Source organism: Arthrobacter sp. UC242_113 (assembly GCF_044054585.1).
In the GTDB taxonomy this organism is placed as follows: Bacteria; Actinomycetota; Actinomycetes; order Actinomycetales; family Micrococcaceae; genus Arthrobacter.
The window spans coordinates 2,943,380-2,957,570 of sequence record NZ_CP171968.1; the positions used below are offsets into that span (position 1 = coordinate 2,943,380).

Below are 14,191 nucleotides of genomic sequence, written 5' to 3' on the forward strand. Positions count from 1 at the left end.
GGGTGACGAACGCCGCCTAAGTTAGGGTGGCGGTCCCGCCCTGGCACGGCCGGTGGCGACGCGAAGGAGGGGCCCGGCAGCCAGTTCAGTGCTGACTTCGACGGACTGGTCGCCTCCGGCGGTGCAGCTGGTGAGCGTTGCTTTGTGGCGGGCAGCTACCGCGGCAGCCACGAGGCAGGGCTCCCCGGCTGAAACACCGCGGAGCGCGTCGGCCGCGGCCAACGCGGCAAGGTCGGCCGCGGCGCCGGCCTTGGATGCCGCTGCCGACGCCTGCGCCAGCAGGAGGAGCAGGGACATCACCATGACAACCACCATGCCGAGCCCCGCGGCCAGCACAGTGCCTGATCCGCGTTCGGATCCGACTCCCAGCATCGGATTCCTGTGCTGGCCGAGGGGCCATTCGTGCCGCCGTTTCACAGGGGCCGCCGGGAATGAACGCCGTGACCGGCCGGTGCTGCCTGCCCCGCCCGGACCGCCTGCGCCGTTCCCGGAGCCGGCGCCGAGGCTGGCGTTTCGCTGCGCGCCTCGGCCCTTGCGGTCAGCGTCCACGGCACCATGCGTCCCACGGGTCCAGCCGCCCGGTCGGACACTGTGACGCTCATCCATTCGCCGCCGGGCACCACGGCCGACGAGGCCGAAGGGCCAGCCAGCTTCCGGACAATACCGTCGACGGCGGCGGGGTCCTCGCCTCTGGCGAGTGCCCTGGCGCCGGCCCGGGCCGCCTCCTCCAGCCTCAGCTGGGTGATCCCCGCCGCAGACCCCGCCAGCAGCATCGCCAGAAGCAGCAGGACCGCCGGAAGAGCGACCGCAAACTCAGCGGTCACCGCGCCGCGGCTGTTCCCGTGATGGCTCGCGCCGCCGCGGGCCTTCCCCTGTCCGCGGCTGCCGGCCTCATCTCCAGTTGCGTTCCTGTACTGCGGGCAGGACACAAGTCCGGCTGCCGTAAGGGTCTGCGGAGCGGGTGTCACGGTAGGGCCAGCGCCGTACGAATCAGGTTGAGCAGGAAGCCACGGACTTCGTCGCTTCGCAGGATGAACACCAGGATCCCGGCGAAGCCTACCGCCGCCAGCGTGGCGATGGCATATTCGGCAGTCGCCATGCCGGCTTCCGAGCCGATGAGACGCCTGCGTGGCTGTGGCTTCACCAGCGGCGCCATGCTGGCTCCCGGGTAGATCTCCAGTACATCGGCTTCTTCGGGGTCGTGGCGCAAGGGCCGGGCGGCTTCGCCAGTGGTGTGGTGGTTGAGGGACATGAATTTTCCTTTCTGGAGTTCCGGCGAGTTGCCGGTGCATTCGACTCTCCCGTCCGCGGCCCGGACCAGTAAGGCTTGACCTTCCCTAAGTGGAAAAGCAGCCAGATCGGCCGCATGTGGAGGGAGAGTACCCGGTGTATCCGCGGCAGCCGCTCGAGCGGTCTGCCCGCGCGGCAGCGTCCAGAGACGAGGCCGCGGTGATGCATGGCAGCGCTACATGCGTGGCAGCGTTACATACGTGCCAGCGCAAAAGGCTTGTGGCTTCAGTTTTGATGGCGGAAGATGTGCCGGCCGGGCGAGACGTGGGACGGAAGCAGTGTGCCTGTCTCGCGAGTCGTGTGGCTGGAAGCGGTGTGCCAGCGCCCGCGCAACGCGCGACGCGCGACGCGCGATTGCCGCGCGGTCTCGCGCACCAAGCAAGCTTCGCTGCGCGAAAAGGCTCAGCTGCCTGAGGGGACTCAGCTGCCCGAAGGGATCAGGGCGAGCAGCACGGGAACGACTCCGAGGCAAATGAAGGCGGGCAGCGAACAAAGCCCCAGCGGAACCACCAGCTTGACTCCAAGGGAGGCCGCGCGCTTCTCCGCGGCCCGGAAGCGTTCCCGCCTCATTCTGGCGGCCTGGGCATAAAGGATGGACGACGACGGCGCACCGGTCAGCGCCGCGAAGCCCAGGGCGTCGCGCAGGGCCAGTATCTCCGGCGAGCGCACGTCTGAACTCCGCCATGCCGTCTCCCAGTCGGCACCAATGGCCATGGCTCCCACGACCGGCCGCAGGGTGCGGCCGTACTCGGGTGCGGCCGCGGCGGCCACCAGTTCCAGGGCTCGTCCGATACCCGCACCCGCATGGAGCATGGCGGCAATCAGCTCGAGCATCATGGCGATATCCCGCAGTCCCGGGGATTGCCCTGCCCGATCTTGGGAGTCATCGTCCCCATCCGCAATGCCGTCTCCCGCCGCCCCGCTGGCCTGGCGGAGGAGCCCTGATCTCCCGTGAGCGGTTCGACTGAAAGCGAGGCCTGCGGCGGCAGCTAGTGCCAGGAAGATAAGGGCAGCAGCCAGAACCGATCCGCTCATTGCGCAAGTCCGGCCATGCAGTGGCGGCCCGGCTGGCGGGTCACCATGACGCAGCCTCGCCCGCCGCTGTCCGGACAAGCCTCGCGGACCAAATGCGGCCAGCAACGGTCAGTCCGATGCCCGCGACCAGCGCAGCCATACCGAAACGGCGTGCCCAGCAACATCGCGAGCGGGTCCACGCCTAGGCAGACACCGAGACCCAGTCCCAGCAGAGGGAGCCAGGTCAGCAGTGCCACCGTCGCCTTCGGTCCGGCGAGCGCCGTCTGCCGGGCTGCTTCAGCGTCGTCCTCAACCTCCAGCTGCGCCGCAAAGCGCGTCAGGACGTCAGCCAGCGGACAGCCGCTGGCGGCCGCTATGTCGAAGCAGGCTGCCAACTCAGCCCAGATCCGCGGCTCTCGGCCCCGGGCTCCGTGCCGTGCGGGCGAACTGGCTGACCGTATTGCGTCCGCCACCGGTGCTCCCCGCAGGGCCGCTCCCCGGGCGGCCGACAGTACGGCTGCCGATCCGGGGCTGAGCCGTGGTTGGCGGGCGTCGTCATCTGCAGACGCCCGCTCGACGTAGAGCTGCCACAGTTCCTCCCACAGGCGCGAAGGAGACCGGCCACCCTTGAGCAGGGCAGCCAGCTGCTGAACCACAACCGTTAGTGGCACGGTGGTCTCCTTCCGGCGGCCGCGGGCGAGGCCCAATGGGCCCCGCGTCTTTGCAGGCCTGCCGCCGCGGCGAACACGGCCGCCGGCTGCGCCGCCGGGGCCGAAGGCGCTGCGTGCCCGTCGGAGTGGTCCACGCGCGGGGCTCAGGATCAGCCATGCGGCAAGCGCCAGTACGCCAACAAAGACCGCGGTCATGCTGCTGCCCTGCGGGCTCCGCGTTTTTCAGTCGTCATCCCCGGACCGTCCTGTCCCGATGAGACTGCTTCAGCTCCCGGCAGCGACTGCTCCGGCCCGCCAGCCGCTGGCCCGACCACGAAGGCATTGGGTGCGGGATCGGAGTCGCCGACAGGGATGGAGCCGCGTACGTGGCAAGCACCTGAGGCGGCGCTGGCATCAGAGAGTGTGCCTGCCTCCAGGGCTAAGCCCGGGTCCAGCGCTAAACCCGGATCGAGGGCCAGGCGCTGGGCAAGTATCTCCCATGCCGGCCCGGGAACCGGCCTGCCGGCTGAAACGTCCAGGGCCACAGCGACGTCGAGGCCACCCGGCCGCTCGGCCAGGACGCCGATGCACGCGACATAACGTCCCTGCCTCGACCGGCCCACATGCACCACCACATCGAGGGCGCTGACGACCTGCAGCCGGACCGCATCCTGTCCAAGCCCGGCAAGGGCTCCGAGAGCGGTGAGCCGGGCCGGAACCGCACCCGCGCCGTTGGCGTGGATGGTGCCGCCGCCTCCGGTGTGGCCCGTGTTCATGGCCGTCAGGAGTTCGCGCACCTCGGCACCCCGGCACTCTCCCACAATGAGGCGGTCCGGCCGCATCCTCAGCGCCTGGCGAACGAGTTCCCCGAGGTCCACAGCGCCGCCTCCCTCCAGGTTGCCGTGCCGCGACTCCAGCGAGACCACGTGCGGGTGCACCGGGTTCAGTTCCGAAGCGTCCTCGATCAGGACCAGCCGCTCCGCCGGATGGCAGAGCCCCAGCAGGGTGGACAGGAGGGTCGTCTTTCCGGAGCCGGTGGCCCCGCTGACCAGGAAGCTCAGCCGCTGCTCCACCATGCGTTCCAGCACGCATTGCACCATCGGCCCAAACATGCCACCGTCCCGGAGCTCGTCCATGGTGAAGACCTGTTCCCGCCGGATCCTGATGCTGAGCAGCGTGCCAGCCGCCGAGATTGGTGGCAGGACAGCATGAACCCGGTAGCCGCCCTCGAGCCGCACATCCACGCACGGCGATCCGTCGTCCAGCCGCCTGCCACCCGATGCCACCAGCCTGGCGGCAAGGGCCCTGAGCTGGGCTTCCCCTGCGAAGCTCACGGATGTCCGCTCGATGCCGCGGCCCCTGTCCAGCCAGACGGAGTCCGGGGCGTTCACGAAGATGTCCGTGACCGACGGGTCCCGGACCAGGTGCTGCAGCGGCCCGAGGCCATTGAGCTCAGCGCTGATGCGCTCAGCGGCGGCGAGGGAGCCGGCTGTGCCCAGCAGCTTCCCGGTGGCCTGCACCGCGGCCGCCACCCGCGACGGGGTCACCGGCCCGGCATCAGCCATGACCGACTCGCGGACGGTCTCAAGAAGCCCCGTGTCCAGGACCCGGGCCGCATGCCGCCGCCCGGCAGTCTCCGCGAGCGCGCCGCGGGAAGCCGATGCACCAGGAAAACCGGGGGCGGCGCGGCCGGCGGCATCGGCCGAGGGCACTCCCAGATGAGCGCTCACCGGAGGTCCTCGGCCTGCAGGTCGCCGGCGAGGAAGCCCAGCACCGACGAGGCGAAACGCCGGACAGTCTTACGCCTGCCCTGGTCGAGCAGGCGTCCCAGTTCAGTGGCCGAGGCCGTTCCCCGCACCTCCGGCATCACTCCGTGCAGCGGGAGCCCGACGGATTCGGCGACCAGCGCGGCATCAAGAGCAACCCCGGCCTTTCCCCTGATAACCAGGGCCGATTCGACCGGGGGGAGCTCCTGCAGCAGCCGTGCGGCGGCGACTGCTGCCTTCAGCTGGGCCGGTACGACAACGAGGAGGCGGTCGCAATCCCAGGCGAACGTGCGCAGCGGCTCGGCGTTGCGGCCGATATCGACAATCACCACCTCGTAGCCCCGCCGCGCGGCGTCCAGGACGTTTCCCACGGTGACCGGGTCCACGAGCGGCGGCCGTTCCCTGCTTCCGGGCCAGGACAGAAATGAGAACCCTCCGGCCATAGGTAAGGCGTCCGCGAGCTGCTGCGGATCAATGCTGCCACTGGCATCGGCCAGGTCCGGCCAGCGGAGACCCGGGGACTCCTCCGCGGCCAGGGCCAGTTCGAGTCCGCCGCCCCAGGGATCGGCGTCGACGAGCAGGACCCGGGCGCCGAGTTCAGCTGCGGCCTGAGCGATCCACGCCGCCGCGGTGGTGGCACCTGCCCCTCCGCAGCCCCCGGTGATGCCGAGCACCAGGCCTCCGGCCTCCGGTGAACGTGACCGGCTGAGGTACTCGGCCAGCCAGGCGGCGGCGTCGGGAAGAACGGCGACACGCTGCGCACCCAACGCAGCGCCCAGATGCCAGAGAGTATCCCCTTCCCCGCTCAGCCCGACGAGGACGGCAGGGGCACGGCGCCGGGGCGGCAATTCACGGACATCGCTGCCTACCAGGACGTCGGCGGCGGAATCCCAGAACGGCGCGGCCTCAGCCACGTCGTCCACCACCCGGAGCCGCCCTCCGGCGGCTGCGACAATCCGTTCCACTTCACCCCTCAGGAACTCAAATCCCGTGACGAGCAGGACGTCACCACCGTCAGCGGGGAGCCAGGTTCCGGGTTCAGAGCCGGCCAGTGACTTCATCTGCGCCGGCCTGGGCTGGGACCCTGGCCGCCGGACGCTCCGAGGCGCCGGTGAGGGTTCATCCGGGAAACCGCCCGCCGGCCCTGCCCAAGAACCGTCGGCACCAGGCGCTGCAGCACCGGGCGGCCTGGCTTCCGGCAGCGCAGCACCCGGGGGCGCAGCGTCCGGCAGCACGGTGTCCGAGTCTGATGGGAGTCGCCGGTTCCGGGCATGGTGCCTACTCATGCAGCAACTGTGCCCAAAGGACCGGCTGCCCGTTAGAGGCGAATGAGCCTATGTGGAAAACAGACCGTCACCATGGGAGCCGAAGAAAGCGGACAACCCAGTGGTGCACGAGACGCTGTGCGCGACGGCAAACAGCGTGACGGCAAGGCAGAATTAGACACATGTATCTGTTGCTCGCCGCCCACCCCGACGGCGCAGCCATCCAGGAACTCACGGCGGAGGGCCCCCCCCACCCCGCCAATCCGGAACCACGGATAGTCAGTCTCACCCCGCAGGGAGCACGCCCGCCCGCACCCCAAAGGGCACACGGCAGCGGCACCGGATTGGCCGCCGTCGTCGGCGAGCTCGAGAAGCGCCGCCCGCGCTGGATCTGGCACCGCACCCAGGACTGGTACCCGTCGCTGCTGGCGGCGGGCGTCGATGTGGAACGCTGCTACGACCTCTCGCTGTGCGGCGCCATTCTGGCCCATTCCGAGTTCACGGCCCACACCGCGTACGCCAAAAACGCCGAGAAACTTACCCAGGACGATGAGCTGCAGCCGCCCCGGCTGCTCCAGCCGCCCCCTCCGCCCGCGGACCAGGACGCACTCTTCGACGACCCGGGCACGGCAAACCAACCGCGGCAGACCCTGGCCGAGCTGCGCGCCGAATATGCGGCCCAGCAGGAGGCCCTCGCAGCCGCCGCAGGAGCAGACGCCGCAGGTGACGGCAACCGGCGGCAGCGGCTCCAGCTCCTCCTCGCCGCCGAGTCGGCCAGCGCCCTGGTCGCGGCCGAGATGCAGCACGCCGGCGTGCCGTGGCGGGAGGAACTGCACGAGCACATCCTGGCCGAGCACCTGGGGCCGCGGCCGCCGCTTGGCCACCGCCCCGCCAAACTCGAGGCCCTGAACACCGAACTCCGGGGCCTGCTGAACGCGCCATCGCTGAATCCGGATTCGCCGCAGGAACTGATGCGCGCCCTGCACCGCAACGGCATCGAGGTGAAGTCCACCCGGCAATGGGAGCTGAAGGGATCCAGCCATCCGGCCATCTCGCCCCTGCTGGCCTACAAGAAACTGTCACGGCTGCACACCGCCAACGGCTGGGCGTGGCTGGACGCCTGGGTCCGGGACGGAAGGTTCCGACCCGAATACGTGGTGGGCGGAGTGGTGTCGGGCCGCTGGGCGTCACGCGGCGGCGGGGCACTGCAGATCCCCCGCCAGGTCCGCGGCGCCGTGCACGCAGACCCAGGGCACAAGCTCATTGTTGCCGACGCGTCCCAGCTGGAGCCCCGTGTCCTCGCCGCGCTCGCGCAGGATTCGTCCATGGCCGAGGCCGCCCGGGACCAGGATCTCTACGCGGGAATCGCCGCCAAAGGGTTCGGAGGCGACCGGGCCAAGGCGAAGATGGCCCTCCTCGGTGCGATGTACGGCGCCACCTCCGGGGAGGCAGGCCGCCTGATGCCGCAGCTGGCCAAAACCTATCCGCGCGCGGTGGGCTTCGTCGAGCGGGCAGCCCGGGACGGCGAAGCCGGCAGGACGGTCACCTCGCGTCTGGGGCGCAGCAGCCCGCCGCCGTCGGAACGGTGGTTCCTCAGCCAGCGCTCCACCTCGGCGGAGGAACAGCGCCGCGCGGACTCAATCGCTAGGTCCCGGGGACGTTTCACGCGCAACTTTGTGGTTCAGGGGTCCGCCGCGGATTGGGCCGCCTGTTGGCTGGCGGAATTACGACGCCGGCTGCGCACCATGCGTGCGGACGGTTCAGTCACCGGGGAACTCGTGTTTTTCCTGCACGACGAGGTGATGGTCCACGCCCCCGACTCCGCCGTCGACAGCTGCATCCGCGCCATCGAGGACGCCGCCAACGCCGCCAAGGAGCTGCTGTTTGGCCCCATTCCGGTCGAATTCCCGGTGAGCGTCGCCGTCGTCGATTCTTACGACAACGCAAAGTAACCTGCGCCTCAAATCAGGAGAATCGGCCGGACCGAAACGGGGCACTTTGACGCGTGACGCGCGGCCGCCGTCGTAATTCACGGCGGCCGGACCACCAGAGTGCCCCTCGACGGCGTCGCTCGGGCCAGCCAGGCTTGCTTGGCGGCAGGAGAGTAGCCCCTCCCCACGCGAAACAAAAGTCACATCCGCCACAGAAGGAACATACGGTTGTACTGAGTAATGTACCGGTGAGTAGTTCGCTTCGTGTGGCGTGGGCCACTAAGCTCTATGGTGGCTGGGCAGTGGCAATAAGTTGGCCCGGCACGTGCGACGAAGCATCAGCAGGGGGTTTCCACGCCAATGGCGGGCAAGTTTGAAGTTCACCAGGACAGCGATCAGTCTTACAAATTCCGTCTCATCGATGGGGACGGAAACATCGTGGCAGAGTCGCCGCGGTTCAAGAGCGTTTCGGGAGTAGTGGCTGGCATCAACGCATTGCGCGAAAACGCCGCCACCGGCCTGGTGGTGGATCTGCGGAAATCGCAGCACTAAACCAGCAGTACGCCTACAGATCCAGCGGGTGAAGCCTGGTCCTGTCCCAGGGAACGGCCCAGCCGAGCTGGTCGAACAGTTCGTTCAGGATCATGCCCGTGAAACCCCAGACCACCAGGCTGTTCACATTGAACGCCGGACTCTGGAACGTCTGGTTCATGCGCGTCACGGCAGCCATGGTGCGGTTCTCGGGGTCCAGGAGGTCGCGGACCGGCACCCGGAATACCTGGGCGGACTCGCCGTAGTCCACCACCCGAACCGGCGACGGCGCGGCCCACCAGGCCAGGACCGGGGTCACCAAGAAGTTTCCGCGCGGGAGGGCCAGTTCCGGCAGGGCACCCAGTACTTCGACGCCTGACGGGTCCACCCCGGTTTCCTCCTCGGCTTCCCGAAGCGCGGCCTCCACCGGGGTCTCCCCCACGTGGATGCCGCCGCCGGGAAAGGCCACCTGCCCGGGATGGTCATCGAGGGTGTGGGCGCGTTCCAAGAGCAGGACGTCCAAGTCGGCAGCCACGAGCGGCTTGCCGGAGGCTGCAGGCACCTCGTCCAGGGCGCCGAAAAGGATCAGGACGGCCGCCTTGCGGGCAACGGACTCGTCAACGGTCAGCCTGCGCCAGTAGGGATTCCGGGCAGGACCGGTACCCGCCCTGATGGAATCGACGAGGTCCACCAGGTCCTGGCGCGCTGTCATGAAGGCCTCCGCTGCGATTCCATCCGGATCTCGGCGGCGCGGTGCGTCTCGGCCAGCAGCCGCGCCAGCAGTTCCTCGCTTCCGGGCGCGAGTTCGTACTTCAGCAGTTTCGCGGCCTTGGCGGGATTCGTCTCGCCCGAGCCAAAGCTGGGGCACCAGTTGGCCACGGCACAGGCCCCGCAGGCCGGCTTGCGGGAATGGCACACCCGCCTGCCGTGAAAGACCACCCGGTGGGACAGCATGGTCCAGTCCCGGGGCTCAAACAGTTCCGCCACGTCGGACTCGATCCGGACCGGGTCGTCCGATTCCGTCCAGCCGAAGCGCCGCGCCAGTCGCCCAAAGTGCGTGTCCACCGTGATTCCGGGGATGCCGAACGCGTTGCCCAGCACCACGTTCGCCGTTTTCCTTCCGACGCCCGGCAGCGTCACCAGGTCTTCCAGCCGCCCGGGCACCACGCCGTCGAACTCGTCCACCACGCGGTTGGCCAGCGCGAGCAGGTTCCTCGTCTTGGCGCGGAAAAACCCGGTCGGCTTGATGATCGCTTCCAGCTCCGCTGTGTCCGCTTCCGCCATGGCGCGCGCGTCCGGATAGCGGGAGAACAGCAGCGGCGTGATCAGGTTGACGGTCACGTCCGTGGTCTGCGCGGAGAGCACCGTGGCCACGAGGAGCTCGAAGGGGTTCCGGAAGTCGAGCTCGGCGTGGGCGTACGGGTACTGCTCGGCGAGGGCCCGGTTGATCCTGCGCGCCCGGCGCTTCAGGGCCAGGGGCGACTCCCCCGAGCGGGCCCGAGGGCTGGCCGCGGGGCCGCTTTCGGCGGGGAGGGTATCCGCGGGGGCCTCGCCGGAGACGCCCGCGGGAGCCCCGGCGGGCATGTCAGCGGGGGCCACCCCGGAGACGCCCGCGGGAGCGTCCCCGGAAGCGGATGCCGCCGGGGCCGGCGTGCCGCGCCGGCGCGAAGCGGAGTCGGCCACGGCGGCCCGCTAGCCGCGCTCGATGTTGCTGAGGTCGCGCAGGACGCCCACCCGGCCGTCCGTGTGCTGGACCAAGAATTCGTCCCCGCGGTCCTCCAGTGCCAGAACCCAACCGCCTGGCTCGATGCCGAACAGCGGTGCGCCGGTGCGCTCATCCACGGCCGTGCGGTGCTGGGCGACAGCGAACCAGAAGGCCTCGTGGACCTGCTCGTGTTCGGACTGCTCCGGCCGGCTTGCCGGGTCGACGGTGGCACCGATCGGTTCCTGCGACCGCACCTGCTGCTGCACATCCACCCTCGGGTGGACGGCGGTGGCAGGCGTGGCCGAGGCAGCCCGCGCCGCCTCTTCCGCAGCTTCACGCGCGGCAGCTTCGGACTTGCCTTCTGCGACGGGGGCTTCCGCTGCGGCCACCTCGGTGGCAGCCGCTTCCGCTGCCGGCGCTTCGGCAGCCGCCGGGGCGGCCGTGGCTCCGTCAAGCTGGGTCTGCTCGGCTTCCGCGGTCCGCTGCGCGGCCGCGTCGGCTTTTGCGGAGGGCACTGCATTAGTCTGCGCAGCGCTCGTATGTGCCGCGGCCGCCTGTGACGCACCTACCTGCGCGGCGGCGTCACCGGCCTGCGCGGAGGGAACGACGGCGGCCTGTCCCGTTTCCGGCGACGCTGCGGCACTGCTCGCCGCGTTAGCTGCGGGCCACATCCCGGTGGCCGGCGCTACGCCGGCGGTCCCGGCTATGTCAGCTGTGGCACCGGGAATTACGGCACCGGCGGTGCCGGCCTGGGCCGCACCCTGCCCCGTCTGGCCGACCGCCGTCGCACCGTGGGAAACATGCCCGGAGGAAACCGGACCAGAGGAAACAGGGCCGCGGGCTTCAAGACCCGCAGGGACCGCGACGCCTGCGGCAGCACCCGCCCCAGCGCCCGGCTTGGCACCGGATGCGGCCTGGGCAGCCTTCGGTTCCTTGGGCGCTTTGGGCTTGCGCACGGGAACGGCTGAGTCACGCGCCATGACGTGGGCCGGGACGTCGGGGCGGCCCAGGAAGTCGCCGGCGAAGAACGGGATGAACCGGGCCAGCACTGTGGCGGCCAGCAGCACGAGGGAGCCGATCAGGCCCACGAGCAGGCTGGGCGTGTAGGCGCCGGCAACGGACAGGAAGAAGAAGGCCACGGCGAACGAGGCCACCACGGAACCGAACTGGTCCACCGAGAGGGAGCCGATGCGGACCTTCGTGTCGGGGGCGAGCCGGCGGGCCACAAACAACGCCGAAACAATGAGGGGCAGCACCACGCCGAGCCCCAGGAAGAACAGGCTTCCGAGGTTCCACAGGTTGTACCGCACAGCGAACATCGGAATCAGGGATGCGACAAAGAGGACAAGGGTGGCCGCGAAGACGGTCAGGTCCCGGACGGTGAAGGGTCCGGCAACGGCCTCATTCCGCACGCCCTGCTGCTTCATGAAGTTCGGCGCCGCATTGTGTGCTTCCGGCCGCCCGGACGGTCCCGCCCCAAGCGGCGCCTGGCCCTGGCCCGGCTGGGCTGGGTCCTGCCGGGCCGGGCCCGGCTGGCCCTGGCTTTGCTGATTCATTCTGTTCTCCTTAGCGTGGCGGCGCCCGGACGGGTGTCCGCTGCGTGGTTCCGCCCTACGGCCGGAGCCTGACCACAAGCGGTCTGGCTGCCTCCGGCCCCTGTCACGAGTCCATCTCAGCCTAGCCAAGTGGAGGGTGCTTCACTAGCTGACTGGCCGCGGTGCGGCGCGCTCACAGAAGCGGCACAGGCCTCCCACAGAACCATTCACCGCTAAATGGGCGCCGCTCACGGCTCCTTAAGTGACGCGGCCCACGCGCAGATGCCTGACGCGCTAGTCTGGTCTCGGAACAGCTCTTTGCGGTTTATCCGTGACGGGCCGTTGCCCGACGCCGCGCAGCGGCGGGGCAGTGGCCGGGACCGGCGCACCGCGCAGGAAAGATCGATGAATGATGAGGTTCACCATGTCCCAGGACACCCCCGGCTCGACGGCCACCGCTGCCACCACCAGCCAGCAGGGCGATGCTCTTGAAAACCTGCTGCATGAGAACCGCAAGTTTGCCCCTTCCGAGGAGTTCGCCGCCAACGCCGTGGTGGGCGCCGACGTCTACGCAGAAGCAGCAGCCGACCGGCCCGCGTTCTGGGCCAAGCAGGCCCGGGAACTCCTGACCTGGAACAAGGACTTCACCGAGCCCCTCGACTGGTCGAACCCGCCGTTCGCCAAGTGGTTCGTCGGCGGCGAGGTCAACGCCGCGTACAACGCCCTGGACCGGCACGTGGAAAACGGCCTCGGCGACCGGGTCGCCATCTACTTTGAGGGCGAGCCGGGCGACTCCCGCTCCTACACCTACGCCGAACTCACCGCGGAAGTGAAGAAGGCCGCCAACGCGTTCGAGTCCCTCGGCGTGGCCAAGGGCGACCGGGTTGCCGTCTACCTGCCGATGATTCCCGAGGCCGTCATCACCCTGCTCGCCTGCGCCCGGATCGGCGCGGTGCACTCGGTAGTGTTCGGCGGGTTCTCCGCCGACGCGCTCCGGTCCCGGATCGAGGACGCCGAGGCCAAGCTTGTGGTCACCGCGGACGGCACCTACCGGCGCGGCAAGCCCAGCGCCCTGAAAACCGCCGTCGACGCCGCCCTCGCACAGGAGGGCCACACCGTGCAGAACGTCGTGGTGGTCAAACGCAACGGCCAGGAGGTGGACTGGCACGAGGGCCGGGACCACTGGTGGGAGGACACCGTCGGGGCAGCCTCGGCCGAGCACACCGCCGTCGGGCACGACTCCGAGCACCCGCTGTTCATCCTTTACACCTCCGGCACCACCGGAAAGCCCAAAGGCATCCTGCACACCACCGGCGGCTACCTGACCCAGACCGCCTACACCCACAAGGCCGTCTTCGACCTGCACCCCGAAACGGACGTGTACTGGTGCACGGCCGACGTCGGATGGGTCACCGGCCACTCCTACGTCGCCTACGCGCCGCTCATCAACGGCGCCACCCAGGTCATGTACGAGGGAACCCCGGACTCCCCGCACCAGGGCCGCTGGTGGGAGATCGTGGAGAAGTACAAGGTCTCCATCCTTTACACCGCCCCCACCGCGATCCGCACCTTCATGAAGTGGGGCCGGGACATCCCGGACAAGTACGACCTCTCCTCCATCCGGGTCCTGGGCTCCGTGGGCGAACCCATCAACCCCGAGGCGTGGATGTGGTACCGGGACGTCATCGGCGGAAACGGCGGCAAGCAAAACCCCGCCCCTATCGTGGACACCTGGTGGCAGACCGAAACCGGCGCCCAGATGATCGCCCCGCTGCCCGGCGTCACCGAAACCAAGCCCGGCTCCGCGCAGGTTCCGCTGCCCGGCATCGCCGTGGACGTCGTGGACGAGAACGGCGCCTCGGTCCCGGACGGGCACGGCGGCTTCCTCGTGATCCGCGAACCCTGGCCGGCCATGCTCCGCGGCATCTGGGGCGACCCGGAACGGTTCAAGGACACCTACTGGTCCCGCTTCGAGACCATGTACTTCGCCGGCGACGGCGCCAAGAAGGACGAGGACGGCGACATCTGGCTCCTGGGCCGCGTCGACGACGTCATGAACGTCTCCGGGCACCGCCTCTCCACCACCGAAATCGAATCCGCCCTGGTGTCCCACCCGGCAGTGGCGGAGGCCGCCGTCGTGGGCGCCACCGACGAAACCACCGGCCAGGCCGTCGTCGCGTTCGTCATCCTCCGCGGCGATGCCGTGGACTCCGGGGACGAGATCGTCCAGGACCTCCGCAACCACGTGGGCAAGGAAATCGGCCCGATCGCCAAGCCCAAGACCATCCTCGTGGTCCCCGAACTGCCCAAGACCCGCTCCGGCAAGATCATGCGCCGCCTCCTCAAGGACGTCGCTGAAGGCCGCGACGTCGGAGACGCCACCACCCTTGCCGACAACACCGTCATGCAGCAGATCGCGGCGTCCCTGAAGAAGTAGCGGAGCCATAGGAGGGCCCGCCCGGAGCGCAGTTCAGCGCCGGGCGGGCCCTCCTTTTTGCTTAGCC

General features: G+C 69.4%; 12 protein-coding genes and 1 pseudogene. 3 read left to right on the forward strand and 10 right to left on the reverse strand.

The window, feature by feature from the left end:
• Positions 1-21: 21 nt before the first annotated feature.
• The 7 genes and pseudogenes from ACHMXB_RS13400 to ssd all read right to left on the reverse strand — a co-directional run bounded on the left by ACHMXB_RS13400 (position 22) and on the right by ssd (position 5,781).
• Complete coding sequence (locus tag ACHMXB_RS13400; RefSeq protein ID WP_395398987.1) at positions 22-372, reverse strand: Rv3654c family TadE-like protein; 351 nt, start codon at positions 370-372, stop codon at positions 22-24.
• Positions 373-413: 41 nt separating this feature from the next.
• A complete protein-coding gene (locus ACHMXB_RS13405; RefSeq protein WP_395398989.1) occupies positions 414-968 on the reverse strand; it encodes a TadE family type IV pilus minor pilin in 555 nt (184 codons plus the stop codon).
• A complete protein-coding gene (locus tag ACHMXB_RS13410) occupies positions 965-1,252 on the reverse strand; it encodes a DUF4244 domain-containing protein (RefSeq protein ID WP_395398991.1) in 288 nt (95 codons plus the stop codon). The genes ACHMXB_RS13405 and ACHMXB_RS13410 overlap by 4 nt, the downstream gene beginning before the upstream one ends.
• Before the next feature lie 458 nt (positions 1,253-1,710).
• On the reverse strand, positions 1,711-2,325 hold the full coding sequence (locus ACHMXB_RS13415; RefSeq protein ID WP_395398993.1) for a type II secretion system F family protein: 615 nt from the start codon (positions 2,323-2,325) through the stop codon (positions 1,711-1,713).
• 40 nt (positions 2,326-2,365) lie between these two features.
• Positions 2,366-3,170 (reverse strand): annotated as a pseudogene (locus ACHMXB_RS13420) (hypothetical protein).
• Complete coding sequence (locus ACHMXB_RS13425; protein WP_395398995.1) at positions 3,167-4,684, reverse strand: TadA family conjugal transfer-associated ATPase; 1,518 nt, start codon at positions 4,682-4,684, stop codon at positions 3,167-3,169. The pseudogene ACHMXB_RS13420 and the gene ACHMXB_RS13425 overlap by 4 nt, the downstream one beginning before the upstream one ends.
• Positions 4,681-5,781: a septum site-determining protein Ssd gene (ssd, locus tag ACHMXB_RS13430; protein WP_395398997.1), complete on the reverse strand. Its 1,101-nt coding sequence runs from the start codon at positions 5,779-5,781 to the stop codon at positions 4,681-4,683. The genes ACHMXB_RS13425 and ssd overlap by 4 nt, the downstream gene beginning before the upstream one ends.
• A 386-nt stretch (positions 5,782-6,167) precedes the next feature.
• Between ssd and ACHMXB_RS13435 the strand changes: the two genes are divergently transcribed.
• Together ACHMXB_RS13435 and ACHMXB_RS13440 are read left to right on the forward strand one after the other, a co-directional pair.
• The gene (locus ACHMXB_RS13435; RefSeq protein WP_395398999.1) at positions 6,168-7,937 is read left to right on the forward strand and encodes a bifunctional 3'-5' exonuclease/DNA polymerase; all 1,770 of its coding nucleotides are present in this window, start codon (positions 6,168-6,170) and stop codon (positions 7,935-7,937) included.
• Positions 7,938-8,276: 339 nt separating this feature from the next.
• The gene (locus tag ACHMXB_RS13440; RefSeq protein ID WP_111902112.1) at positions 8,277-8,468 is read left to right on the forward strand and encodes a DUF1508 domain-containing protein; all 192 of its coding nucleotides are present in this window, start codon (positions 8,277-8,279) and stop codon (positions 8,466-8,468) included.
• Between the two features lie 13 nt (positions 8,469-8,481).
• On the opposite strand, the gene ACHMXB_RS13445 is transcribed toward ACHMXB_RS13440, so the two are convergent.
• The 3 genes from ACHMXB_RS13445 to ACHMXB_RS13455 form a co-directional block, all read right to left on the reverse strand.
• Positions 8,482-9,159: an NUDIX hydrolase gene (locus tag ACHMXB_RS13445; RefSeq protein ID WP_395399001.1), complete on the reverse strand. Its 678-nt coding sequence runs from the start codon at positions 9,157-9,159 to the stop codon at positions 8,482-8,484.
• A complete protein-coding gene (gene nth, locus ACHMXB_RS13450; RefSeq protein WP_395405276.1) occupies positions 9,156-10,031 on the reverse strand; it encodes an endonuclease III in 876 nt (291 codons plus the stop codon). Before nth ends, ACHMXB_RS13445 begins: the two co-directional genes overlap by 4 nt.
• Before the next feature lie 108 nt (positions 10,032-10,139).
• Positions 10,140-11,708: a hypothetical protein gene (locus ACHMXB_RS13455; protein WP_395399003.1), complete on the reverse strand. Its 1,569-nt coding sequence runs from the start codon at positions 11,706-11,708 to the stop codon at positions 10,140-10,142.
• A 403-nt stretch (positions 11,709-12,111) separates the two neighbouring features.
• Between ACHMXB_RS13455 and acs the strand changes: the two genes are divergently transcribed.
• Entirely contained in the window at positions 12,112-14,124 is a 2,013-nt protein-coding gene (gene acs, locus ACHMXB_RS13460) for an acetate--CoA ligase (protein ID WP_395405278.1), read from the forward strand.
• The last annotated feature ends 67 nt before the right edge of the window (positions 14,125-14,191 follow it).

What these genes read in the sequence shown, in the direction of transcription:
- nth (WP_395405276.1), bottom strand. Translation starts at nt 10,031, where the DNA reads ATGCCCGCCGGGGCTCCCGCGGGCGTCTCCGGCGAGGCCCCCGCGGAT.
- ACHMXB_RS13455 (WP_395399003.1), bottom strand. Translation starts at nt 11,708, where the DNA reads ATGAATCAGCAAAGCCAGGGCCAGCCGGGCCCGGCCCGGCAGGACCCA.
- ssd (WP_395398997.1), bottom strand. Translation starts at nt 5,781, where the DNA reads ATGAAGTCACTGGCCGGCTCTGAACCCGGAACCTGGCTCCCCGCTGAC.
- ACHMXB_RS13435 (WP_395398999.1), top strand. Translation starts at nt 6,168, where the DNA reads ATGTATCTGTTGCTCGCCGCCCACCCCGACGGCGCAGCCATCCAGGAA.
- ACHMXB_RS13445 (WP_395399001.1), bottom strand. Translation starts at nt 9,159, where the DNA reads ATGACAGCGCGCCAGGACCTGGTGGACCTCGTCGATTCCATCAGGGCG.
- ACHMXB_RS13415 (WP_395398993.1), bottom strand. Translation starts at nt 2,325, where the DNA reads ATGAGCGGATCGGTTCTGGCTGCTGCCCTTATCTTCCTGGCACTAGCT.
- ACHMXB_RS13410 (WP_395398991.1), bottom strand. Translation starts at nt 1,252, where the DNA reads ATGTCCCTCAACCACCACACCACTGGCGAAGCCGCCCGGCCCTTGCGC.
- ACHMXB_RS13440 (WP_111902112.1), top strand. Translation starts at nt 8,277, where the DNA reads ATGGCGGGCAAGTTTGAAGTTCACCAGGACAGCGATCAGTCTTACAAA.
- acs (WP_395405278.1), top strand. Translation starts at nt 12,112, where the DNA reads ATGTCCCAGGACACCCCCGGCTCGACGGCCACCGCTGCCACCACCAGC.
- ACHMXB_RS13400 (WP_395398987.1), bottom strand. Translation starts at nt 372, where the DNA reads ATGCTGGGAGTCGGATCCGAACGCGGATCAGGCACTGTGCTGGCCGCG.